Source organism: Amycolatopsis sp. GA6-003, assembly GCF_046267895.1.
Classification (GTDB): domain Bacteria; phylum Actinomycetota; class Actinomycetes; order Mycobacteriales; family Pseudonocardiaceae; genus Amycolatopsis.
In genome coordinates this window covers 1,934,200-1,955,196 of sequence record NZ_CP176499.1, presented here as the reverse complement: position 1 = coordinate 1,955,196, position 20,997 = coordinate 1,934,200, and the positions used below count along the sequence as shown (strand labels likewise).

Genomic DNA, 20,997 nt, shown 5'->3' with positions numbered 1-20,997 from the left:
TGCCGCCGGAAAGCGAATTTCGGTGGCTTCGACTTGGCACGAGGGGCCAAAGTGGGGACAGGATGTCCCGAGGCGACCCGAGACCGCTGCCTGCGACGGAAGGACTCCCGGACACATGGGACCAGATCAGGTGACCCGGCTTGACGAACTGGAGACGGTGGTGACCCGCCGGCTGCCCGCCATGCTCAACGAGGTCCGCGACCAGCTCGCGGACGAGCATCCCGACTACGCGGAGTTCCTGACCGAAGAGCTCGCCGACCTCGTCGCCGCCAGCGCGGGGTTCGTCCGGCGGCTGATCGACATCGCGGCCGAGCCCGACGAGCGGCTGCCGGAACTGGGGTCCGGCGTCGAGCAGACGGTGTTCGAGGAAATCGGCCGGGCGCAATACCAGCAGGGCAGGCGGGTCACGAGCCTGCTGTCGGCCTACCGGGTCGGCGCGCGCGTGGCGTGGCGGTACGTTTCGGAAGCGGCGCTCGATCTCGGCGTGCCCGCCGAACTGTTCGCCTCGCTCGCCACCACCGTGTTCGCTCTGGTGGACCAGCTTTCGGAATCGTCGCTGCGGGGGTACCTGCAGGAGCAGTCGGACGCGGTGCGCGCGCGGGAACGGCTGCGCGACGAGCTGACCGCGCTGCTGCTGTCCGACCGGGCGGACAAGGCCGCGGTGCGGGCCGCGGCGGCGCGCGCGGACTGGCGGCTGCCGAAGCACGCCGCGGTCGTGCTGGTGGAGGACGAAAACGAACTGGGGCGGGAATTGGTGTTCCGCCTCGAAGACAGCTGCCTGCGGCTGCGCCGGCCCGGCGTCGTGGTGGCGATCGTGCCGGACCCGGGCGGCCCGGGCAGACGCGCGTGGCTGGCCAGGGCGCTGCGCGGCGGCGGCGCGGTGGTCGGCGCGACGGTGCCGCTCGACCGGCTCCCGGCCAGCCTGCGCATCGCCGAGGTGACCGCGCGGTTGCGCCGCGACCACCTGCTCAGCGACGATCCGGTGTTCGCCGACGAACACCTCGACGCGATCATCGTGCACCGTGACGACCGGCTGCTCGACGTGCTGAGAAGACAGGCCCTCGCTCCGCTCGCCGAGCTGAACGAATCCGCGCGGGAACGATTGTTGACCACGCTCACGTCGTGGCTGCTGCATCTGGGGGACCGCAAGGCGGTCGCGGAGGATCTGCACATCCATCCGCAGACGGTGTCCTACCGGCTCGGCCGCCTGCACGACCTGTTCGGGCCGTCGCTGGACGACCCGGCCGTGCGCGCGACGCTGGTGCTGGCGCTCGCCTGGGGGCCGCCCGGGCAGGTGGACGAGATCGCCTGATCGGGGAATTCCCCTGATGCGGCAGCACAGGGGACGTGCTTGGGTCTCGTAAGCGGCCGGTGCCGGGTACGGCATTGCCGCTCACGAGATACTGGGGGAGGAGGTTCGCGTGGACCCGTCAGCTTTCGGCGCCGAATCGCGCCGCGAGCGCGCGGTACAGGCCGGGCGCCGTGCCGCGCAATGCGACGGGGATTCGCAGCCAGCGCGGCACGTAGTAGTCGCCCGGACGCGCGGCGGCGCGCACCACGGCGGCGGCCACGCGTTCGGCGCTCACCGGCCGCGGGGTGCTGCGGGTGTACGGACGCCCGCGACGTTCGAAGAATTCCGTGCGTACCACGCCGGGAACTACGATTCCGACCGTAACTCCGGTGCCGTGCAACTCGAATCGAAGGCTGTCGGCGAAAGCGTCCACACCGGACTTCGCCGCCGCGTACACGGCTTCTCCGGCGACGCCGGTGCGTCCGGCGATCGAGGAGACGAAAACGATCTGCCCGCGGTCGCGTTCCAGCATCGCGGGCAGCAGCGCGCGGGTCAGGTCGAGCGGCGCGGTCAGGTTCACCGCGACCAGGTGCCGCAGCCGTTCCGCGGACAGCTCGGGCAGCGGACCGGCCCAGCCGAGGCCGGCGTTGTTGACGAGCAGATCCACCGATCCGGTGACTTCCCGTGCGCGTTCGGCGAGTTCCGCCGCGGCTCCGGGGGGCGCGAGGTCGGCGGCGAGCGCGGTGCCGCCGGTTTCCCGGGCGAGGGCGGCCAGCCGGTCCTCGTCGCGGCCGTGCAGCAGCACGTGGACGCCCGCGCGGGCGAGCCGGCGCGCGGTGGCGGCTCCGATGCCGGACGACGCGCCGGTGACGAGGGCGGTGCGGGCCATCAGGCGGCGGGCAGCGCGGCCGGACGGTGTCCCATGCGCAGCGTGATGCCCGCCGAGCGCAGCGAACGGCGGAACCACCACAGCGAACCGGCGATGGCCAGCCCGATCACCGAGTACGACCCCGCGGTGCTCACCATGAGGAAGCTGCCGACCGTTTCCCGCGCGAGCATCAGCAGCGTCACGCCGCCGTTCACCGCGAACACGAGCCCCCACAGCACCGACACGCGCTGGAAGAACCGGCGCATTCCGGGATGTCCGGAGAGCGTTTCCGGGAATGCGCAGAAATCGCCGGCCAGCCGCGCGAGCAGCGGTTTGTTGAACGGCGCGGACACCAGGAACAGGCCGGCGACGAGGAAATTCTGTAGAGTCGGCTGCAGGAAGTACAGGAAGGCGCTGCCGGTCGCCAGGCCCAGCACAGTGCGCGCGACCAGCAGAGCCGTGGTCAGCAGCAGCACGGCGGGGATCTTCTTGCGCAGGACCAGCCGGGCGCCGACCACGGCGACCGACCAGCACAGCGCGGCGATGACCCCGCTGTCGAAGCTCACCAGGGTCAGCAGGAGATAGAACAGGCCGGCCGGGACGAGCGCCGACTCCAGCAGGTGCCGGCTCCCGTCCGCCAGGAGATTGCGGAGCGAGGGGAGGTCGATCGTGTGGGGGTGTCGCATGCGGGTTCTGCTGCCTCCGGTGCCAACCGGGCGACTCGGCCTCGGACAAGGCTTGAGCATAAGCACGGGGGATGGGGACGGTGTGAGGTGAAGAGTCCGTGACAGTTTCGGGGATGTCGCTGGTCGTGGCTGTCCCCGCCGCCGTCGCCGGCGCGGCGTGCATGGGACTCGCGAGCGCAGCGCAGGCCAGGGCGACCAAAGAGGTGGAAACCGGCAAACCGCTCGACCTGACGCTCTTCAAGCGGCTCGTCGGACGCCCATTGTGGCTCATCGGGATCGCCGCCACCATCCTGGGTCTCGTCCTGCAGCTCGTCGCGCTCGCGTTCGGGCCGTTGCTGCTGGTCCAGCCGCTGCTCGTGACGTCGCTCATGTTCGCCGGGCTGGCGTCCGCGCGGCTGGAGCGCCGCCGACCGGACCGCACGATGAGCGTCGGCGGGCTGCTGTGCGTGGCCGGGCTGGCCGCGTTCCTCGTCATCGCCCGTCCGAGCGGAAACAGCGAAACGCTGGTCAGCGGCGGCGCGCTGCTGCCGCTCGGCATCGCGCTCGCCGCGGTGACCCTGGTGTCGCTTGTCGTTGCCGCGTCGACGAATTCCGGATCTTGGCGGGTGCTCGGGCTGGCCGTCGCCACCGGCGTCCTGTACGGCCTCACCGCCGGGCTGATGAAGGTGGTCGCGGGCCAGTTCCGCGTCGGGATCGACGAGCCGTTCCGGCACTGGACGCTGTATCTGGTGTGCCTCGTGGGGCCGCTGGGATTCCTGTTGAGCCAGAACACGTTCCAGCAGGGCCGGTTCCTGACGCCCGCGCTCGCCGTGATCACCGCGCTGGACCCGCTGGTCGGCGTGGCGATCGGGCTGTCGTGGATGGGCGAATCGGCCGACGGGAGGCCGCTCGCGCTGTTCGGCGAGGCGCTGGCCGGGCTGGTGATCGTGGTCGGGATCGCGCTGCTGTCCACGCGCGCGTCGCATTTGTCGGCGGAATCGGACCAGCCGCCCGCCGAAGAGGAAACCGCATCGGAAGAATCCGGCGAACGGCCCGATTCGGACCCGGACGACGGGTACGGGCTGGCCGGGACCGCCTGCTAGCGAAAAAAGGGGGCAGCGTTGGAGCGCGTGCTGATCGTGTCCGCGAACATGGGGCAGGGGCACAACGCCACGGGACGCGCGCTCGAGGACGCGATCCGGCGGCGCTGGCCGGGCGCGACCGTGCGCTGGGTCAACGCGCTGGAACGGCTGGGTCCCGGTTTCGAGGGGCTTTTCCAGCGGATTTACGTCGCCAACGTGGAAAGCGTCCCGTGGCTGTACGAATTCTTTTACGGCGCGATCTGGCGGATTCCGTGGTTCGCCGCCGCGTCCCGGTGGTTCACCGCCGCGTGGTGCGGCCGGCGGCTCGCGAAACCGCTCGCGGAATTCGCGCCGGACCTGGTGCTGTCGACGTATCCGATGGGCACCGCGGGACTGGCCTGGCTGCGCCGCAAGGGAAAGCTCTCGGCGCCGATCGGCGCGTGGGTTTCGGACTTCGCGCCGCATCCGTTCTGGGTTTACGGCGCGGCCGATCTCACCATGGTGATGCACGACGTCGCGGTCGAACCCGCGCTGCGCTCGTCGCCCTCGGCGCACGTCGGGGTGTCCGCGCCGCCGGTGCGCGCGGTGTTCCGGCCCGGGGACCAAGGTGCGGCGCGCCAGGAGCTGGGGCTGCCGCCGGACGCGTTCGTCCCGCTGGTTTCGTGCGGTTCGCTGGGTTTCGGCGAAATCGAGACCACGGTGCGGGAATTGCTGGCGGCGGACCCGTCGGTCGTGCCGATCGCGATCTGCGGGCGCAACGACGCGGTGGCCGACCGGTTGCGGGCGCTGAACGAACCGAGGCTGCACGTGGTCGGCTGGACCGATCAGCCTGAGCGGTACACGCTGGCGGCCGACGTCGTGGTGACGAACGCGGGCGGGGCGACCTCGCTGGAGGCGCTGGCGTGCGGCCGCCCGGTGCTGATGCATCGCCCGATCGCCGCGCACGGCAAGGCCAACGCCCGGCTGATGGCCGCGGCCGGGCTCGCCCTGGTGTCCACAAAGGACGGAGAGCTGGCGGACACGGTGCGGGGCCTGCTGGCCGAACCGCACCGGCTCAAGGAGATGGCGGAAGCGGTCGCCCGGCATTGCGAAACGGCCACTCCGCTGGAGGAGGCGCTGGAATCGCTGGTCTCCGCGCCGCTGAACCCGCCGACGCAGCGGCTCCGGCCGGAGGACGCGCTGTTCGTGCACGTGGCCACCCCGGAGGTGCCGCAGCAGGTCGGGGCGGTGCTGGTGTTCGACCCCAAGGCGGACGGCACGCCGGTCACCCGCGCGGACGCGGAACATTTGCTGGCCGCGACGCCGGGTTTGCGCACGCGCTTGCTGCCCGGCAGCGGATTGTGGCGGGCGCGGTGGCAGGAGGACCCGGGCCGGACGTCGGCGGATGTGCTGACTTCCGTGCGGGTCGGCCCGGACGCGCCGTTGGACGCGGCTTTGACCGAGGAGATGGACGCGTTTTTCTCGGAACCGGTGTCGCCGGAGCATCCGGTGCGGGCGCGGCTGGTGACGGGGATCGAGGGCGAGCAGGGAGCGCTGCTGATCGCGCTGCACCACGCGGCGAGCGACGGGATCGCGGTGATCAGCGCGCTGGTGGGGCAGGCTCGGGGGAAGGAGCCGTTGGTTCCGGCGGCGGTTCCTCGGCGGAGGGGGTGGCGGAGCCGCCTCAGTGCCGGTTGGGGTGCGTTGGCGCGCGGTGCTGTTGGGGGCGGGCGCAGGAGTGGGGTGCTCGGCGGGGCCAGTGTGTCTGCGGCGGGTGGTGCTGGTGCTGGGGATGTCTCTAGGGCCGATGAGCTTGCGGCAGGTGGTGTTGCCGTTGGCGGCGTCGGCGGTGCGAGTGTGTCTGCGGTAGGTGGCGTTGCCGGTGGGGCGAGTGGGTCTGCTGTGGATGGTGATGCCGGTGGGGCATCCAGCCCGTCGCCGATCGAGCCGACGGCGCGTGCGGGCGGCGGGCGCATGGACGAAGCGTCCCCTGCCTCCTTGGGGCGCAACGGGTCTCGACCCGGGCCGGGTGCGGTGCGAGCGGGGCTTGCCCGGCTGGCGGCACCAGTACGTGGGGTGCTCGCTCGCGTGGCGGGCCCGGTGTGGCACGGACTTGACCGGCCGTCGGGAGCAGCCGGTGGGTCCGGCGTCGCCGAGACTGTGCGCCCGAACTCCAGTGCGGGCGGCAAAACCCAAGCCGCCGAGCTGGTCCGCGGCGTCTGGACTCTCGCCCGGGCCGGCGCCGCGCCGCGGGTTCGCTGGGACAAGCGCATCGACGGCCCGCAGCGGCATTTCGCGCGGGCGCACCTCTCCGCCCCCGAGGTTCGGAAGGCGGCGCGGCGGGCGGGGGTGCCGACGACCAACCTCGTCCTCGCGCTCGTCGCCGAGGCCCTGCACCGCGAACTCGGCGGCACCGCGCCGGATCAGCTGCGAGTGCTGATCCCGATGTCGGTCCGCGACACCGGGACCTTCCGCCAGCTCGGCAACCACACCGGCGCGGCCTCGGTCGATCTGCCGACCGCCGCGATGTCGCTGCCCGAGCGGGTGCGCGAGACCGACCGGATGCTGTCGGAGCAGGTCGGTCGCGGCGCGCCGCGCGCGGGGAACGCGGTCGTGCGCGTGCTCGGGGTCCTGCCTCCGGCGCTGCACCGCCGGGCGGCCAAACTCGTCTACCGCGGCACGTGGTTCAGCGTCATCGCTTCGGTGCTCCCCGGCGCGCGGTCGCCGGTCGTGCTCAACGGCGCGCTCGTCCGCACGGTGTACCCGGTGTTGTCGCTCGCCCCGGGGGTCCCGGTGGCGGTCGGCATCATGACGTGGGCGGACCGGTTCACCGTCTGCATCACCGTGCCCTCCGCACACGAGGACCGCGCGGATCGGCTGGCGGCGGCGGTCGTGGAGGCGTTCGGGTGGTTGTGAGCTACTTCGAGAAGTGCGTCCGCGGACGGGGGAGAAGTTCGCCGTCTGCTTCGATGTCCACCATCTCGTTGTAGAACGCCACCAGTCCGGCGATCGGCTGGACTGCCGCGGCCGGGTAGGCGTACGTCCACGCGAGATGCTCGTGCAGGACGTCGCCGACGCGGACGGACCAGTAGCCGGACGTCTCGCCCTTGTACGGACAGGCGGTGGCCATGCCGGGCTCGGCGACCAGGTGCGTGAAGTCGACTTCGGTGCGGTTGAAGTAATACCGCGTCGGGAGGCCGGTTTCGAACAGCAGCACCGGTGACGACGATTCCGCCAAGGCCACCCCGTCCAGCCGCACGCGGACGTGCCGGGTCGAGCGCAGGGCGTCCACCCGCGTGTACGGGCTGCGCGGGTGGACGAAAACCTGTTCGTCCTCTTCGAACCAGGCGTCCAAGGCGTCCCAGGCGAACCGGATGTGTCCGGACAGGACGTCGTCGGATGTCCAAGCGGCAGGAGGCTTTTCCACCTCGCCGACCCGCAGCGAGTACCGTCCGTCGGGCTCCGATGCCAGGACATCGGGGAGCACGTCGGCGATCGGGAAATAGAACTGCGGATAGTACGGCCATTCCCAGACGTATTTGGCCCGCCTGCTGTCCACAATGGTCTTCCCGGCGAGCACGCCGCGCACTCGCCGGGGGACTGGTTCGACGTGGCCGGTGTGGACTGCTGCCGCTGGGTAGTCGGTCATCAGTCAGCCGCGCTTCGGGAGTTTCCAGCCGGGGCGCGGGAAGTGGCAGGTGTAGCCGTGCGGGTAGCGCTGGAGGTAGTCCTGGTGCTCCGGTTCGGCTTCCCAGAAGTCTCCGGCGGGGGTGACTTCGGTGACGACTTTGCCGGGCCAGAGGCCGGAGGCGTCGACGTCGGCGATGGTGTCTTCGGCGATGCGTTTTTGCTCGTCGGTGGTGTAGAAGATCGCCGAGCGGTAGCTGGTGCCGATGTCGTTGCCTTGGCGGTTTTTGGTGGTGGGGTCGTGGACCTGGAAGAAGAATTCGAGCAGGGTGCGGAAGTCGGTCTGTGACGGGTCGTAGGTGACTTCGATGGTTTCGGCGTGGGTGCCGTGGTTGCGGTAGGTGGCGTGGGGGACGTCGCCGCCGCTGTAGCCGACGCGGGTCGCGGTCACGCCGGGCTGGTGGCGGAACAGTTCCTCCATGCCCCAGAAACACCCGCCGGCCAGGATCGCTTTTTCCGTCATTTCCTTCTCTTCCGTCGAGGAATCCGTACCCAGCACGACGCCGCGGAGGCGGTCGCTATTCCGGTCGCCCCGGGCCCGGTCAGAACTCCGTAATATCTCCCTCCGCCGCGGCCGCGACGAACAGGTCCAGCAGCGTCCGCAGGGCCTGCGACGGCGGTCGTTTCGCGGAGACGACGACAGTGAGCGGCCAGGTCAGCGAGGTGTCGGCGAGGGGGATCGCCACGACGCCCGGGAGGCCCAGCCGGGCGGTGCCGGGCAGCACCGCGACCCCGAGTCCGGCGGCGACGTAGCGCGGCACCGTCCGCAGGTCGGCGACCTCGGCGGCCACCCTGCGGGACAGCCCGAGCGACGCGAATTCGCGGTCCACCGCCAGCCGGTTCCCGAAGCCGCGCGGGCAGTCGACGAACAGTTCGCCGTCCAGCTCCGGCAGCGTGACTGCCTCGCGCTTCGCGAGCGGATGGCTGTCCGGCAGCACGGCGTAGTACGGCACGCTGGCCAGCTGCGTCGCGTCGAGGCCGCCCAGCTCCGCCCGGGAAAGGCCGAGCAGCGCGACGTCGAGGCGGCCGTGGCGGACGTCGTCGGCGAGGCCGGACGAACCGGTGAGCGACACCGTCAGATGCAGGTCGACCAGCGGGTGCTTGCGGTGGAACGCGCCGAGCAGCACCGGCAGATCGAACGCGTTCATGCTGGTCAGCGTGCCGATCCGGAGACTCCCGCGTAGCCCGGCGGACGCTTGCTGCACCACCTCTCGGGCCCGCTCGACCGATTCCAGCGCCGCTTTCGCCTCGGGCAGGAAGAGCGCGCCCGCGGGGGACAGCGCGACCCGGCGGGTAGACCGGTCGAACAGCGTCGCGCCGAGGTCGGTTTCGAGGGCGCGGATCGTCGCCGAGACCGTGGACTGCGTGGCGAACAGCCGCTGCGCCGCCCGCGTGAAGCTCAGCTCCTCGGCGACCGCCACGAAGTACTCCAGCTGCCGCGTGTCCATCGGCCGAATTATCGCGGATCCCGATAACTCTGTCCAAGACTTTTCGTTGGACTTGGTGAGTCCGGCGAGGGATCGTTTCAGGGGCAGGTTCTCGCTCGGAAGGTCGACATGGTCACCACAGCTCCGCCCGCTTTCCCCGCCTCGGCCGGATGGCGCGTCAGCCACGGCTGGGGATTCCGGGTGATCGCCTTCGCGTTCGCCGCGTGTCTCGCGTTCTCCACCGTGCCGACCCCGCTGTACGCGCTTTACCAGCAGCGGGACGGGTTTCCGACGTTCCTGGTCACCGTCATCTTCGCGGCGTACGCGGTCGGCGTGATGGCCAGCCTCTACCTCGCCGGGCACGTCAGCGACTGGCTCGGCCGCCGCCGCGTGATCCTCGCCTCGACGCTCGCCGAGGCGCTGTCCGCGGTCCTGTTCCTGCTCTGGCCGGAGGTCCCGGGCCTGCTCATCGCGCGCTTCGTGTGCGGCGTGGGCATCGGCGCGCTGACGGCCACCGCCACCGCGCACCTGTCCGAACTGCGCGCCGTGACCAGGCCGGACCAGGACCTCGGCCGCTCCGGGTTGATCGCCACGGTGGTCAACATGGGCGGCCTCGGGCTCGGCCCGGTGGTCGGCGGAGTCTTCGCGCAGTACCTCGACGGGCCGTTGACCAGCACGTTCGTCGTGTTCCTGATCGTGTTGCTGGCGGCGGCGCTCGCGGTGTGCCTGGTGCCGGAGACCGTCGAACGCCGCGAGGAGCGTCCGGCGTACCGGCCGCAGCGGGTGTCGCTGCCCGCCGGGGCGCGGCCGGCGTTCGTCGGCGCGGCGATCGGGGTGTTCGCCGCGTTCGCGATCACCGGACTGTTCATGTCGCTCGCGCCGACCCTGCTCGCCGAAGGACTGCACGAGCACAACCGGATGCTCGCCGGGGCGACCGCGGGGTCGATGCTGGGCGCGGCGGCGGTGGCGCAGGTGGTCTTCGCGCCGCTGGCCGCGCGGGCCCAGCTGCGCCTGGGATTCGTGCTGATGCCGATCGGGCTGGCGGTGCTTTCGGTGGCGGCGTTGCTGCCTTCGCTGACGCTGTTCCTGGTTGGCTCGGTGCTCGCGGGGAGCGGGATGGGGCTGGGTTTCCGTGCCGCGGTCGGGACGGTGGCCGCGCTGGCCGACCCGCTGTCGCGCGGGGAGGTGCTGGCCGGGATCTTCCTGGCGGCTTACGCGGGGCTGGTGGTGCCGGTTCTGCTGGTCGGCCTGACGCTGCTGTGGGTGCCGAGCCCGGTCGCGCTGGTCGGGTTTTCGGCGGCGGAGCTGGCGCTGCTGGGGTTCTCCGCCTGGCGGGTGCTGCGGACCGCGTGAGTCAGGCGACCTCGGTGGACCGCGTCCGGGCGGCGCGGGCGCTCCACCGTCCGTCGTGCCGGTCCACGCGGATCGGGTGGCCGAACGCCCGGCTGATGCTGGCCGTGGTCACCGCCTGGTCGATCGGCCCCGACGAAACCGCGGAACCGTCGGCGATCACCAGCGCGTGCGTGGTGGTTTCCGGCAGTTCCTCCAGATGGTGGGTGACCACGATGGAGGCGAGCCGCGGATGCGTGCGGGTGAGCAGGTCGATCGTTTCGAGCAGCTGCTCACGGGCCGCGACGTCCAGGCCGGTGGACGGTTCGTCGAGCAGCAGCAGCCGGGGGTCGCTGATCAGCGCGCGGGCGATCAGGGCGCGGCCGCGTTCGCCCTGGGACAGCGTCGGCCAGCGTTCCCCGGCCTTGCCGGTCAGCCCGAGCAGGCCGAGGAGTTCGTCGGCCTGCTCGACCTGCGCGGCCGTGGGCCGCCAGCGCGGCGGCGTGTCGATGCTCCCGGTCACGCCGGTCAGCACGACCTCCCGGATGGTGAGCGGCGAACGCAGCGGATGCCGCGGGTTGACGTGCCCGATGCTGCGGCGCAGCGCCTGGAGTTCGACCTGGCCGAGACGTCCGCCGAGGACGTCGACGGTGCCGCTGGTCGGATGCGTGACCGCGCCGCAGAACCCCAGGATCGTGCTTTTCCCGGCGCCGTTCGGGCCGAGCAGCGCCCAGTGTTCGCCCGCCCGCACGGTCAGGCTCACGCCGTGCAGGATTTCCTTGCCCTGCCTGCGGAACACGACATCGGTCAGCCGCAGCACGACCTCGCTCACGAAAGTGCCTCCTTCAAGGCGGTCAAGTGCGCCCGGCTCAGTTCCGCGGCGGCGGACGCGTCTTTGTCCGCGATCGCTTCGACCAGCGCCAGATGCGCGGCTTGGTCTTCTTCGAGCGCGGTGATCGGCCGTGCGCGCAGCATGTCGGTCATCGCGCGGTGGATGCGCGGCACGAAACTGTCGAACAATTCCATCAGCACGTCGTTGTGCGCGGCGACGAGCACGGTGCGGTGGAACGCGGTGTCGGTGTCCACCAGGGCTTCGACGTCCGGGTCGCCGATCGCGCGGGCGGCGAGCGCGCGGCGGATCGCGCGCAGGTCGGTCGGCGTCCGGCGGTGCGCGGCGAGGGCGGCGGCTTCCGCTTCGATGGCGATGCGCGCCTCGATCACCGCGCCGATGCTGGCGCGGCGCAGCACCGCGTCCCAATCCTCGGCGACGTCCAGCGCGGTCACGAAAACGCCGGAACCCTGGCGGGAATCGAGCACGCCTTTGCCCGCCAATTCGCGGATCGCTTCGCGCAGCGTCGAACGGCCGACGCCCAGTTGCGCGGCCAAAGTCGTTTCCCCGGGCAATTTGTGGCCGAGCGGCCATTCGCCGGCGCGAATGCGCCCGAGAAGGACTTCGGCGGCTTGCGCGGCGAGCGGGTGCCGGTGCACGAGAGGGGGCATCGGAGGGCTTTCTGGTCGGGCGGGAGTGCCGGAGCGAGGCTACTGCGGGACATTCGCGCGGCGGGGTGTCGAGTGTGGAGCGTCACTAGTCTACTTGTCTGAGGAGCGAGCGAATTTCTGACCCGTTCGGGTGGGTTACGGTGTTTCGACTGCCGGATTTCGGGCGGTCCGGGTGAGGATCGGCCGCATGCGTGCCAGGAAAATGGCCGTCGTGGGCGGAGCGATCGCCGCGGCGGTGTGTTCGGTGGCGTTCGTGGCCGGTCCCGGCGCGAGCGCCGCTCCGTTGCCCGGGGGCCTGGGGCCGTGCGTCGGCGACGCCTGCCCGGACAAGTACCCGCCGGTCAACAACGGGCCGTTCGCGGGACGGGACAACGGCATCAACGTCTTCGCCGGCGGCGATTTCCGGGTGCGCGAGGCCGCGGCCGAGGCGGAAGGCCGGGTCGTCGTGCTGGGCGGTTTCGACATGGCCAAGCGGGCGGGCGCGTCCTCGGTCTACAACGTCGGCATCGTGGGCGTCGGCTCGCGCGTGCCCCCGCCGGACGGCGCCGATTTCCTCACCACCGGCAAGGACGTCACCATCGCGCCGGGCCAGCGGCTGCTCGCGGAGGGCGGCGTCGTGCGGTACGGCGGCACTGTCACCGGGACCGTGGCCGGCACCCTGAAGCAGGATCCGAACGCGGCGGACCCGTACCAGCAGCTCCGGCCGCAGCTGCAGGAAGCCAGCACCTGCTACGGCAAGGCCGCGGCGACCGGGACGGCGAAGAACGAGGGCTACCGCACGCTGTTCACCGGCGACGGGAAGTCCGCGCTGCAGGTGTTCAATGTGGACTTCGACCTCACCGGCGCCGGCGGCGGCATGCAGGGCCTGGAGTTCACCGGCATCCCGGCGGGCGCGACGGTCCTGGTGAACCTCGTCGGCGGCGCCCGGGTGATCAACACCTACACCGGCGACCTCGCCGACCAGGACCCGATCAACCATCTGCGCGAGAAGCTGCTGTGGAACTTCCCGGACGCGTCGCAGGTGAAGATCGCCGGGCAGGCGCAGTTCCAGGGCAGCGTGCTGGTCGGCAACCCGGCCAGCGACACGACGGTCACCGCGTCCGGCACCAACGGCCGGTTCTTCACCGCGGGCAACCTGCTGCACACCTCCGACGGCGCGGCGGGCGGGCAGGAGTTCCACGCCTACCCGTTCACCGGCGACCTGCCGGACTGCACCGCCCCGACGACGACGCCCACGAGCGCTACGTCCACCTCGAGCAGCTCCAGCACGACTACGTCTACGGAGCCGACGAGTTCGACCAGCACCACGACGTCGGCCGGGCCGACGAGTTCGAGCAGCACCACGACGTCAACGGAGCCGACCAGTTCGACCAGCTCCAGCACGTCGACTTCTTCCACGACGTCGACCACGACTGAGCCGACGTCGTCCAGCACGACCTCGTCCAGCACGACCTCGTCGAGCGCTACTTCGTCGACCAGTTCGACGACGTCCTCCTCGACCGCGCCGACGTCGTCCTCGGAGACTTCCAGCGCGACGTCCTCGAGTTCGCAGCCGACGTCCTCGGGCAGCAGCACGAGCCCGACGACGTCCAGCTCGTCGTCCTCGGCGTCCTCGTCGTCTTCGGAGGCCCCGGCCCCGATCACGACCACGAGCGACAACTCCGGCGGCGTGGCCCCGGGCACCGGCCCGTCCGACCAGGGCCCACTCGCCTCGACCGGCGCGGACATCCGCGGCTACCTCATCGGCGGCGGCGCGCTGCTGCTCATCGGCGGCGCGCTGGTGGCGGCGGTGGCGGTGCGGCGCAAGCGCTCCTGACGTAAGCAGGGAAGGGTTCCTTGAGGAAGATTTCCTCAAGGAACCCTTCCCGTACCGCGCTCGGTGATCGCGGTGTGGAGTCCGTGAGGGTGGCTCTCACGGATGTCACCGAGTGAGGTGGCTCTCACGTCGTGCCCGCGGCCATGAATGTTCCACCCGGGAGACTTCGCGATGGCCGACGGTCCGTGAAGGCCACCCGCCCGGACTACCGGGCGGCGGGAGTGCGCGAGGCGCGGTACTCGGCGGCCCGGGCCTCGTAGGCGCGGAGTTCTTCCTCCCGGTCCGGCACGTCCTGCGCGGCACCCTCCGGCTGGTCGGCGAAGAACTCCCGCAGGGCCGCGTTCGCGTCGGCGGCGAGTCGTCCGGTGCGGGCGAACATCGCGGTCTCGTAGCGGGTCAGCGCGGCTTCGACGTTCGGCTCCTCGTGCAGCGCGTGCGCCAATTCCGCCCCGTCGAGCAGCGCCAGGTTCGCGCCGTGGCCGCCGAACGGGGCCATCGCGTGCGCGGCGTCTCCGAGTACGGTGAGGCCCGGGACTCGTTCCCAGGTCAGGGGAGCGGGCAGCGCGGTGAATGCCCGGGCTACGTAGTCGCCGTCGTTGTCGGTCAGCAGCGGACGCATCTTCGAGCCCCAGCCGCGGAACTCGCGCAGCAGGAACTCCCGTACCGAGGCGCGGTCGGTCAGGTCGACGCCTTCCCGGGCGGCCCAGTCCTCCTCCGCCCGGAACGCGACATAGCCGCGGATCACCCCGTTGCTGTTGCGCTGCAGGATCACCGCGCGGCCGGCGCCGTCGGCGGCGAACAGCTGCCCGTTGCCTACCAGGGCGGCGATTTCCGGGTGCCGGGACTCGACGTCGTCGAACCGGACGTCCAAAAAGGACACTCCCAGGTACTCCGGCTGCGCGTCGGTGAGCCGGCGGCGCACCTTCGACCAGGTGCCGTCCGCGCCGATCACGACGTCGGCGTCCACTGTGGAGCTATCGGCGAAGCGCAGGCGGTGGACACCGTTTTCAGTGGTCACCTCGGCGAGTTTGCGTCCCCAGTGGACAGTGCCGGGCGGGAGCCGTTCGTACAGCATCGTGCGCAGCTGGCCGCGGTCGATTTCCGGGGCGGCGGTGTCGTCGTCGGCGGGGGTGAACTCCTTCAGCAGGGCGCCGCGGTGGTCGCGTCTGGTCATGGCTTGGCCTTCGGTGCGGGCCAGCGCGCGGAAATCGGCCAGCAGCCCGGCGTCTTCCAGTGCGATCTGCCCGCTGTCGGCGTGCAGGTCGAGCGTGCCGCCGGGATCTCGGGAGTCCACGGCGGTGTCGGCGTCGTAGACGGTCGCGGCGATTCCGTGGCGGCGCAGGACGTGCGCGGCGAGCAGCCCGCCCGGGCCGCCGCCGACGATCGCGATGCGTGGTGTCTCGTTCATGGTCTTCCCCTCTCGTGCCGGTGTGGTCCGCACCAGCATAAGTGGAACCATGCAAAAAGTGCAACCGTACAACTTAGTGAGTCATTGCACTTAGCGCGGCGGCTTCGCCTCCAGCCCGGCGAGCACGATGCCGAGGGCGTAGCCGAAGCTGTCCGTGCTCCCGGCCGCCGCTCGCTCCCGCAATCCCTGCGCCAGCAGCGGAAACGGGATGCTTTCGAGGGTCGCTTCCAGGTCGTCGGGCCAGGTCTGGTCCTCGACCGGTCCCTTGTGGACGATGACGGCCGGGTGGCCCGGCTCTCGGACCACACCCGTACCGGACGCGGGGTTACGTGGTGCCGGTGACGAACACCGAATCGTTCCTGCTGCGCCCAGACGGCGTTATCGCCTGGGCGGGCGGAAAAGCCGAGCTGAAAACGGCGCTGGACACCTGGTTCGGCTAGGCGTTCGCGCGGCTCCGCCACAGCAGCCACCCGAAGTACGGCGCCCCGATCAACGCGGTCACCAGACCAGCCGCGATCTGGGTCGGGGCGAGCACGGTGCGGCCCAGCGTGTCGGCGACGCACACCAGCACCGCTCCCAGCGCGGCCGCCACCGGCAGCGAGCGCGCGTGTCGCGAACCCACCAGCGCCCGTGCGGCGTGCGGGGCCACCAACCCGACGAATCCCAGCGCGCCGACCGCGCACGCGGCCGCGGCGGTGAGCACCGCGGCGAGTGCGGCGAAGGCGAGGCGAGACCGGTCCAGCGGGACGCCGAGGACGCGCGGCACGTCCTCGTCCAGCGAGACGAGGTCGAGGGTCCGTGCGCTCGACAGGGCGATCGGCAGGGCGATGACCAGGCACACCAGCACCGGCAGGACCTGGCTGAACTCCCGGCCGTAGGTCGATCCGGCGAGCCAGGTGAGCGCGAGGTGCGCGTTCCACGGCGACGTCAGGACCACGACCAGCGTCGTGATCGCCTGGGCACCCGCGCTGACGCCGATGCCGACCAGCACCAGCCGGTCCGACGACAGTCCTCGGCCGGCCGAACCGCGGCCGGCGGCGAGCCAGTGCACGAGGGCGAAGGTGGCGAAGGCGGCGACGGTCGCCGCGCCCATCATCGGCCAGATTCCGATGCCGGGCACCAAAAGCACGACGCTGATCGCGCCGACGCTCGCGCCCGGCGTCACGCCGAGCAGGCTCGGTTCGGCCAGCGGGTTGCGGCAGATCGCCTGCACCAGTGCGCCCGCGACGGCCAGTGCGGCCCCGCCGAGCAGTGCGGCGAGCATTCGCGGCCAGCGCAGGTCGAGCGCGAACGACACCTCGGTGCCGGACACCCCGCGCAGCCAGTTCAGGACGTCGCCGAGCAGCACGATCCGGTCGCCCAGCAGGAGCGCGGCTAGCACCGCGCCGACGAGCGCGACGGCCAGCACCACGCCGGTCCCGGCCACCCAGCGGCGAGACCGGACGGTGCCGTGCGTGCCGCGCGCGGACGGTGTTCCGGACGGCTGCCGTCGCGCGAGCCAGACCAGCACGGTCGCGCCGGCGAGGGTCGTGACGACGCCGGTCGGCACCGAAACCGCTTTGTCCGCCGGGACAAGAGCGCGCAGCAGGACGTCGGCGGCGACCACGACCAACGCTCCGGTCAGTCCGGCGAGCGGCAGCAGCAGCGGATGTTTGCCGAGCCCGGGCACGCGGCTGGCCAGCAGCCGCGCGATCACCGGCGCGCACAGGCCGACGAACCCGATCGGCCCGGCGACGGTGACCGCGATCGCCGAAAGCAGCACCGCCACGACGACGGCGAAGGTGCGCGTGCGGCGGACGTCGATGCCCAGCACGCGCGCGTGGTCGTCGCCGAGGCTGAGGACGTCGAGCCGGTGCGCGAGCACGAGGGTAGCCACGATGCCGATCGCGATCACCGGTGCGGCAAGGGAAACCTGCCGAAGTCCGGATTGGACAGTCGTGCCGCTGCCCCAGCCGTACAGGCCCGCGGTCCGCTCCTGGAACAGCATCAGCAGCACCGACGTGAGCGCGGTCAGCGCCAGCGCGATCGCGGACCCGGCGAGGACGAGCCGGGCCGCTCCGCCGCTGCTGCTGCGCGCGACCAGCAACACCAGCCCGGCCGCCGCGAGACCGCCGAGGAAGGCGACGATTCCGTTGACGTAGAAGGGAAGCGAGATCCCGAACGCGGCGACGCCGACCACCGAGACGTACGCGCCGGCGTTGACCGCGAGCGTGTCCGGCGAGGTGAGCGGGTTCCGCGCCACCGATTGCAGCACGCAGCCCGCGAACCCGAGCGCCAGCCCCACGAGCAGCGCCGCGGCCAGCCGGGGGAGCCGGCTGGCCACGAGCACGGCCACCGCCTGGCTGCGCGCATCGTCTTCTGTGCTAGGGAAAACGGCGCGCAGGAGTTCGCCGAGCCCGATGTGCGACGTGCCTTGCAGCAGGTGCACGGCGGACAGGACGAGCAGCGCGACGATCCCGGTCCCGAAGATGACGGACGCGGTGAGCCGCGAGGCGCGCGGCCGGGCGGGTGCGGTGGCTGGTGCGGTCATCGGATCAGCGCGTCAGCGCGGCGGCGAGCGCGTCCACGTAGGCGATCGCCGACTTCGGGCCGCCGAACATCCAGATGCCGTCCGGGATCCGGTGCAGCTTCGCGGCCTTGACGAACGGCAGCTGCTTCCACACGGCGTTGCCCGCGAGATCCTGGGTGAAGACGTCTGATTCGGCGGCGTTGGCGGCGTAGACGAAGGTCGTGGCCGGGTCGGCGATCTTGGTCAGGCCCTCGACGTCGGTCGGCGCGAGGCCGTAGACCTTGTCGCCCTCGCCGGTCCACTGGTTGGCGGCGCCGAGCTGCTCGGCGACGGCGCCGAGGAACGAGCCCTTCGTGTACATCCGGACGGTGACCGTGCCGGAGGTCGAATAGCCGTCGGCCATGACGAACTTGGCCCCGGACTTGCCCGCGTCCGCCAGCTTCTTCTTGCCCTCGGTGACCTTGGCGTCGAATTCGGCCAGCAGTTTCCTGCCCTGCTCCTGCGTTCCGGTCGCCTCGGACAGCGTGGTCACGGTCTTGCGCAGGTAGCCGATCGGGTCGGCCGAATCCGAGCCGCGCAGGGTGAGCACCTTCGTCTGCTTCGCGAGCTGCGCGATGACGTTCTCCGGCAGGTCCGTGGTGGTGACCACGAGATCCGGGTGCAGCGCGGCGATCGCGTCGAGGCTCGGTTCGCCGCGGGTGCCGACGTCCGGAGTGGACTCGGCGAGCGGAAGCACCTTGTCGTAAGTGTTGTAGCCCTTGACGTCCGCCGCTCCGATCGGTTTCACGCCCAGCGCCAGCAGGTTCTCGGTGAGCCCCCATTCCAGCGACACGATCTTGGCCGCCGGGCCGGGCAGGTCGACCTTGCCGCGCTCGTCGGTCAGGTGGACCGGGCCGGACGGCTTCGCGGCGGCGGCCGGCTCCCCGGCGGCGGGGGCCTCGGTGGTGCCGCACGCGGCGAGCGCGAACGTGGCGAGCACGGCCGCGGCGGTCTTCAGGATCGGCCTGCGGGCAGGACGGGAGAACACACTGGACACGGGTTTTCCTTCGGAACTAGAGGGGGTGGGTCAAGCTGAGCGGACCGGCCGCGGCCGGGAGGTGTGCCGTCCGACCGGGCGCGTGCGGACGTGCCCCTCGCCGTCGACGTGCACGTCGATGCGCAGGCCGTAGACGTCGCTGAGCAGGTCGGCGGTCAGCACGTCGGCCGGGCGGCCGGCGGCGCGGACGGTGCCGCGGCACAGCAGCACCACCTCGTCGGCGACGGCGGCGGCCTGGTCGAGGTCGTGCAGCACGACGCCGACCGCGACGCCGTGCTCGTCGGCGAGATCGCGGACGAGGTCCAGCGTTTCGATCTGGTATCTCAGGTCGAGGAAGGTGGTCGGCTCGTCGAGCAGGACGACGCCGGTGTCCTGGGCGAAGCAGGTGGCCAGCCAGACGCGCTGGAGTTCGCCGCCGGACAGTTCGTCCACCGGGCGCTCGGCCATTCCGTCCACGCCGGTGTGCCGCATGGCCCGTTCGACCAGCTCCGGGCCCTCGGGATCGCCGGAGCCGAAGCGGCCGCGATAGGGATGGCGGCCGTAGGACACGACGTCGCGCACGCGCACGCCGCCGGGCGTGGGGCGCGACTGGGTCAGCAGCGTGACGCGGCGGGCGAACTCCTTGGGGGACAACGCGAGCGCGTCTTGCCCGGCCAGGGAGACGTCGCCCGCGGTCAGCGGATGCAGCCGGGCCAGCGAGCGCAGGAGGGTCGATTTCCCGGACCCGTTGGGGCCCACCAGCACGGTGACCGCGCCCGCGCGCAGGACGATCTCCGCGTCCTGGACCACCGGCTTCGCGCCGTAGCCGAGGGCGAGCCCGGTGCCGGCGAGCGCCGGTGCTTCCGGCCAGGTGTGACTCATGAAGGTTAGCCTAACCTGATCGAGTGAATATCCGAAACCGGACACCGCGGCGGTGTCGGACGTCACGGGCGTTTTGTACCGGGCGGGCCCGCCAGGATGTGAAACGCCTTTCCCGCGTCCCGTTGCCGCTCTAGCTTCTGATCGGGTCAGAGGTTTTCGGATTTCCGGGTGACGAGGGGAGCCGGTGCGTGGCCACGGGCGAACTCGCGACGACGACGCTGCCGGTCGGGGCAGGCTGGCTCGGGTCCCGCATCGGCGAGCGCACCGCGCGGGGCGTGGCCGGGACGGTGTCCGGCCTGATCCGCGACGGGGAGGTGCCTCCCGGCACGCGGCTGCCGACGGTGCGGGCGCTGGCCGCGGAGCTTTCGGTCAGTCCCACGACGATCGCCGAAGCGTGGTCGCAGCTGCGCGCGGCCGGATTGATCGGCACCGGCCGACGACGCGGCACGATAGTGCTGGAACCGCCATCGAGCCCGCCGCCGGAGCGCGCGTTTTCCGGCTGGCAGACGGTCGACCTGGAACACGGCCTCCCGGATCCCGGACTGCTGCCGCCGCTGGAAGACGCTGTCGCCGCGGGAGTCCACACGGAACGGTTCGGCGGTCCGGTCAAGAACTCGATCACGCCCCAGTTGCGCGCCGCGGTCAAGCCGACGTGGCCGTTCGCCGCCGAATCGTGGACCGTCGCGGCGGGCGGGCAGGACGGGATGCTGCTGGCCTGCCAGGCGGTCGCGCGGCCGGGCGACGTGGTCGCGCTGGAAGCGCCGACCGCGCCGTGGCTGCGCGAAGTGCTGCGCCGGTCGCGGATCCACGTGGTGCCGGTGCGCTGCGACGAGGACGGGCCGCTGCCGTCGTCGCTGGCGGCGGCGCTGGAACACCGTCCGGTCGCGTTCGTCTACCAGCCGCGCGCGCAGTCGCCGCTCGGCCATTCGGTTCCGGCGGACCGGCTCGCGGAACTCGCCGCCGTACTGTCCGAAGAGGACATCGCGGTGATCGAGGACGACGACTTCGGGCCGCTGGCTTCGGCTCCGTCGCTGAGCCTCGGCACGCACTTGCCCGGCCGGGTGTTGCTGGTGCGGTCGTATTGCACGGCTTTCGGGCTTGAACTGCGCAGTTGCGTGATCGGCGGTTCGGCGGTGCTGGTGGAGCGGGTGCGGCAGCAGCGTGGGCCGGGGTCGGTGTGGTCGAGCCGGATTCTTCAGGACGCACAGGCGTTTCTGCTCACTGACCCCGGCAGCGGGGAACTGCTGAACCGGGCCCGGCATCGGTACGCGCACCGGCGGGCCGCGTTGACGGAAGCGTTGCGGGAGCACGGGATTTCGGTGCGGGCCCGGGACGGGCTGACTCTGTGGGTGCCGGTTCCGGAGGAGTCGCGGACGTTGATGACGTTGGCGGCCAACGGGGTTTCCGCCGGATCGGGCACGCGGGCGGGCAATCCGGGGACGCCGCACATCCGCGTGGCGACCGGGCAGCTGCCGGACGACCCGGCTTTGGTGGCGGATCTGGCGCGGATGATCGCCCGGGCTGCTCGGCGGCCTTGAG

At 71.6% G+C, this 20,997-nt stretch carries 19 protein-coding genes; 7 read left to right on the top strand and 12 right to left on the bottom strand.

The genetic code is table 11. The features are described 5' to 3' along the window. Positions 1-115 precede the first annotated feature (115 nt). Positions 116-1,312: a helix-turn-helix domain-containing protein gene (locus tag F9C12_RS08270; RefSeq protein WP_409465425.1), complete on the top strand. Its 1,197-nt coding sequence runs from the start codon at positions 116-118 to the stop codon at positions 1,310-1,312. 118 nt (positions 1,313-1,430) lie between these two features. On the opposite strand, the gene F9C12_RS08265 is transcribed toward F9C12_RS08270, so the two are convergent. Then, the gene (locus F9C12_RS08265; protein WP_409465424.1) at positions 1,431-2,180 is read right to left on the bottom strand and encodes an SDR family NAD(P)-dependent oxidoreductase; all 750 of its coding nucleotides are present in this window, start codon (positions 2,178-2,180) and stop codon (positions 1,431-1,433) included. Beyond that, complete coding sequence (locus tag F9C12_RS08260; RefSeq protein ID WP_409181394.1) at positions 2,180-2,845, bottom strand: VC0807 family protein; 666 nt, start codon at positions 2,843-2,845, stop codon at positions 2,180-2,182. The genes F9C12_RS08265 and F9C12_RS08260 overlap by 1 nt, the downstream gene beginning before the upstream one ends. A gap of 98 nt (positions 2,846-2,943) precedes the next feature. Between F9C12_RS08260 and F9C12_RS08255 the strand changes: the two genes are divergently transcribed. Both F9C12_RS08255 and F9C12_RS08250 read left to right on the top strand, forming a co-directional pair. Beyond that, positions 2,944-3,927: a DMT family transporter gene (locus F9C12_RS08255; protein WP_409465423.1), complete on the top strand. Its 984-nt coding sequence runs from the start codon at positions 2,944-2,946 to the stop codon at positions 3,925-3,927. A gap of 27 nt (positions 3,928-3,954) precedes the next feature. Then, entirely contained in the window at positions 3,955-6,801 is a 2,847-nt protein-coding gene (locus F9C12_RS08250) for an MGDG synthase family glycosyltransferase (RefSeq protein ID WP_409466978.1), read from the top strand. A 1-nt stretch (position 6,802) separates the two neighbouring features. Here F9C12_RS08250 and F9C12_RS08245 read toward each other — a convergent pair whose 3' ends face one another. From F9C12_RS08245 to F9C12_RS08235, 3 genes are all read right to left on the bottom strand, one after another. After that, positions 6,803-7,534 (bottom strand): DUF427 domain-containing protein, encoded by a 732-nt coding sequence (locus F9C12_RS08245; protein ID WP_409465422.1) that lies wholly within the window; start codon positions 7,532-7,534, stop codon positions 6,803-6,805. A gap of 3 nt (positions 7,535-7,537) precedes the next feature. Beyond that, positions 7,538-8,035, bottom strand: coding sequence for a peptide-methionine (S)-S-oxide reductase MsrA (gene msrA / locus F9C12_RS08240; RefSeq protein ID WP_409465421.1), 498 nt, complete (start codon positions 8,033-8,035; stop codon positions 7,538-7,540). Positions 8,036-8,114: 79 nt separating this feature from the next. Beyond that, the gene (locus tag F9C12_RS08235; RefSeq protein WP_409465420.1) at positions 8,115-9,020 is read right to left on the bottom strand and encodes a LysR family transcriptional regulator; all 906 of its coding nucleotides are present in this window, start codon (positions 9,018-9,020) and stop codon (positions 8,115-8,117) included. Positions 9,021-9,128: 108 nt separating this feature from the next. Between F9C12_RS08235 and F9C12_RS08230 the strand changes: the two genes are divergently transcribed. Then, positions 9,129-10,352 carry an MFS transporter gene (locus F9C12_RS08230; RefSeq protein ID WP_409465419.1) on the top strand — a complete coding sequence of 408 codons (1,224 nt, stop codon included), beginning with the start codon at positions 9,129-9,131 and terminating at the stop codon, positions 10,350-10,352. A 1-nt stretch (position 10,353) separates the two neighbouring features. Here F9C12_RS08230 and F9C12_RS08225 read toward each other — a convergent pair whose 3' ends face one another. Together F9C12_RS08225 and F9C12_RS08220 are read right to left on the bottom strand one after the other, a co-directional pair. Beyond that, positions 10,354-11,160: an ABC transporter ATP-binding protein gene (locus F9C12_RS08225; RefSeq protein WP_409465418.1), complete on the bottom strand. Its 807-nt coding sequence runs from the start codon at positions 11,158-11,160 to the stop codon at positions 10,354-10,356. Continuing rightward, on the bottom strand, positions 11,157-11,828 hold the full coding sequence (locus F9C12_RS08220; RefSeq protein ID WP_409465417.1) for a FadR/GntR family transcriptional regulator: 672 nt from the start codon (positions 11,826-11,828) through the stop codon (positions 11,157-11,159). Before F9C12_RS08220 ends, F9C12_RS08225 begins: the two co-directional genes overlap by 4 nt. Positions 11,829-12,015: 187 nt before the next feature. On the opposite strand from F9C12_RS08220, the gene F9C12_RS08215 reads away from it, so the two are divergent. Further along, entirely contained in the window at positions 12,016-13,644 is a 1,629-nt protein-coding gene (locus tag F9C12_RS08215) for a choice-of-anchor A family protein (RefSeq protein WP_409465416.1), read from the top strand. 205 nt (positions 13,645-13,849) lie between these two features. Here the strand turns inward: F9C12_RS08215 and F9C12_RS08210 are convergent, their stop codons facing one another. Continuing rightward, positions 13,850-15,052, bottom strand: coding sequence for an FAD-dependent oxidoreductase (locus F9C12_RS08210; RefSeq protein ID WP_409465415.1), 1,203 nt, complete (start codon positions 15,050-15,052; stop codon positions 13,850-13,852). Between the two features lie 90 nt (positions 15,053-15,142). Further along, on the bottom strand, positions 15,143-15,358 hold the full coding sequence (locus tag F9C12_RS08205; protein ID WP_409465414.1) for a hypothetical protein: 216 nt from the start codon (positions 15,356-15,358) through the stop codon (positions 15,143-15,145). A 32-nt stretch (positions 15,359-15,390) separates the two neighbouring features. Here F9C12_RS08205 and F9C12_RS08200 point away from each other — a divergent pair, with 32 nt between their 5' ends. Continuing rightward, entirely contained in the window at positions 15,391-15,492 is a 102-nt protein-coding gene (locus F9C12_RS08200) for a hypothetical protein (RefSeq protein WP_409465413.1), read from the top strand. Here the strand turns inward: F9C12_RS08200 and F9C12_RS08195 are convergent. From F9C12_RS08195 to F9C12_RS08185, 3 genes are read right to left on the bottom strand one after another with little or no spacing between them, the layout of a single operon-like run. Continuing rightward, positions 15,489-17,582, bottom strand: a complete 2,094-nt coding sequence (locus F9C12_RS08195; RefSeq protein ID WP_409465412.1) for an iron ABC transporter permease — start codon at positions 17,580-17,582, stop codon at positions 15,489-15,491. The two genes, F9C12_RS08200 and F9C12_RS08195, sit on opposite strands and share 4 nt — an antisense overlap. A 4-nt stretch (positions 17,583-17,586) precedes the next feature. Beyond that, entirely contained in the window at positions 17,587-18,597 is a 1,011-nt protein-coding gene (locus F9C12_RS08190) for an ABC transporter substrate-binding protein (protein ID WP_409465411.1), read from the bottom strand. Between the two features lie 30 nt (positions 18,598-18,627). Further along, a complete protein-coding gene (locus F9C12_RS08185; protein WP_409465410.1) occupies positions 18,628-19,458 on the bottom strand; it encodes an ABC transporter ATP-binding protein in 831 nt (276 codons plus the stop codon). A gap of 188 nt (positions 19,459-19,646) precedes the next feature. Between F9C12_RS08185 and F9C12_RS08180 the strand changes: the two genes are divergently transcribed. Continuing rightward, positions 19,647-20,996: an aminotransferase class I/II-fold pyridoxal phosphate-dependent enzyme gene (locus F9C12_RS08180; protein WP_409181381.1), complete on the top strand. Its 1,350-nt coding sequence runs from the start codon at positions 19,647-19,649 to the stop codon at positions 20,994-20,996. Position 20,997 lies beyond the last annotated feature (1 nt).

Coding starts and splice junctions, on each gene's coding strand:
- F9C12_RS08235 (WP_409465420.1), bottom strand. CDS start 9,020: ATGGACACGCGGCAGCTGGAGTACTTCGTGGCGGTCGCCGAGGAGCTG.
- F9C12_RS08265 (WP_409465424.1), bottom strand. CDS start 2,180: ATGGCCCGCACCGCCCTCGTCACCGGCGCGTCGTCCGGCATCGGAGCC.
- msrA (WP_409465421.1), bottom strand. CDS start 8,035: ATGACGGAAAAAGCGATCCTGGCCGGCGGGTGTTTCTGGGGCATGGAG.
- F9C12_RS08245 (WP_409465422.1), bottom strand. CDS start 7,534: ATGACCGACTACCCAGCGGCAGCAGTCCACACCGGCCACGTCGAACCA.
- F9C12_RS08185 (WP_409465410.1), bottom strand. CDS start 19,458: ATGAGTCACACCTGGCCGGAAGCACCGGCGCTCGCCGGCACCGGGCTC.
- F9C12_RS08220 (WP_409465417.1), bottom strand. CDS start 11,828: ATGCCCCCTCTCGTGCACCGGCACCCGCTCGCCGCGCAAGCCGCCGAA.
- F9C12_RS08215 (WP_409465416.1), top strand. CDS start 12,016: ATGCGTGCCAGGAAAATGGCCGTCGTGGGCGGAGCGATCGCCGCGGCG.
- F9C12_RS08230 (WP_409465419.1), top strand. CDS start 9,129: ATGGTCACCACAGCTCCGCCCGCTTTCCCCGCCTCGGCCGGATGGCGC.
- F9C12_RS08260 (WP_409181394.1), bottom strand. CDS start 2,845: ATGCGACACCCCCACACGATCGACCTCCCCTCGCTCCGCAATCTCCTG.
- F9C12_RS08210 (WP_409465415.1), bottom strand. CDS start 15,052: ATGAACGAGACACCACGCATCGCGATCGTCGGCGGCGGCCCGGGCGGG.
- F9C12_RS08270 (WP_409465425.1), top strand. CDS start 116: ATGGGACCAGATCAGGTGACCCGGCTTGACGAACTGGAGACGGTGGTG.
- F9C12_RS08195 (WP_409465412.1), bottom strand. CDS start 17,582: ATGACCGCACCAGCCACCGCACCCGCCCGGCCGCGCGCCTCGCGGCTC.